1 protein-coding gene is annotated in these 734 nt (G+C 65.4%); it reads left to right on the top strand.

The features are described from left to right. Positions 1 to 55 precede the first annotated feature (55 nt). Positions 56 to 734, top strand: a 679-nt coding sequence (locus STRTUCAR8_RS20040; protein WP_158697417.1) for a DEAD/DEAH box helicase, incomplete at its 3' end; no start/stop codon positions are given.

The raw sequence follows: 734 nt of genomic DNA, 5'->3' as shown, positions 1-734 counted from the left end.
TTCCGTATTGCCTGAGCTGCACGGATTGTGGGCTTCCCAGGCATCGATCCGGATAATGATCGTCCTGTTGTCAGTGGGGGCCGGTAGTCTCGAAAGCACGATGACAGAGGATCTCTCACCGGCCGAGCGGTATGCGGCAGCACGCAAGCGCGCTGTCGAGCAGGCCACCGCGCTCGCGTCCTTCCGCGAGATGTACGAATTCGGTCTCGACCCCTTCCAGATCGAGGCCTGTCAGGCGCTCGAAGCGGGAAAGGGCGTGCTGGTGGCCGCCCCCACCGGTTCGGGCAAGACGATCGTCGGCGAGTTCGCCGTCCATCTCGCCCTCCTGCAGGGCAAGAAGTGCTTCTACACGACCCCCATCAAGGCCCTGTCGAACCAGAAGTACTCCGACCTGTGCCGCCGTTACGGCGCGGACAAGGTCGGCCTGCTCACCGGCGACAACAGCGTCAACTCCGATGCCCCGGTGGTCGTGATGACCACCGAGGTGCTGCGGAACATGCTGTACGCGGGCTCGCAGACCCTCCTGGGCCTCGGCTACGTGGTCATGGACGAGGTGCACTACCTCTCCGACCGCTTCCGCGGCGCCGTGTGGGAGGAAGTGATCATCCACCTCCCCGAGTCGGTCACCCTCGTCTCGCTGTCGGCGACCGTGTCCAACGCCGAGGAGTTCGGCGACTGGCTCGACACCGTGCGCGGCGACACCCAGGTGATCGTCTCCGAGCACCGGCCCGTGC

Origin of the sequence: Streptomyces turgidiscabies Car8 (genome assembly GCF_000331005.1) — a bacterium.
In the GTDB taxonomy this organism is placed as follows: Bacteria; Actinomycetota; Actinomycetes; order Streptomycetales; family Streptomycetaceae; genus Streptomyces; species Streptomyces turgidiscabies.
Note: the sequence above shows the minus strand (reverse complement) of the source record. Positions and strands in the feature narration are given on the sequence as shown.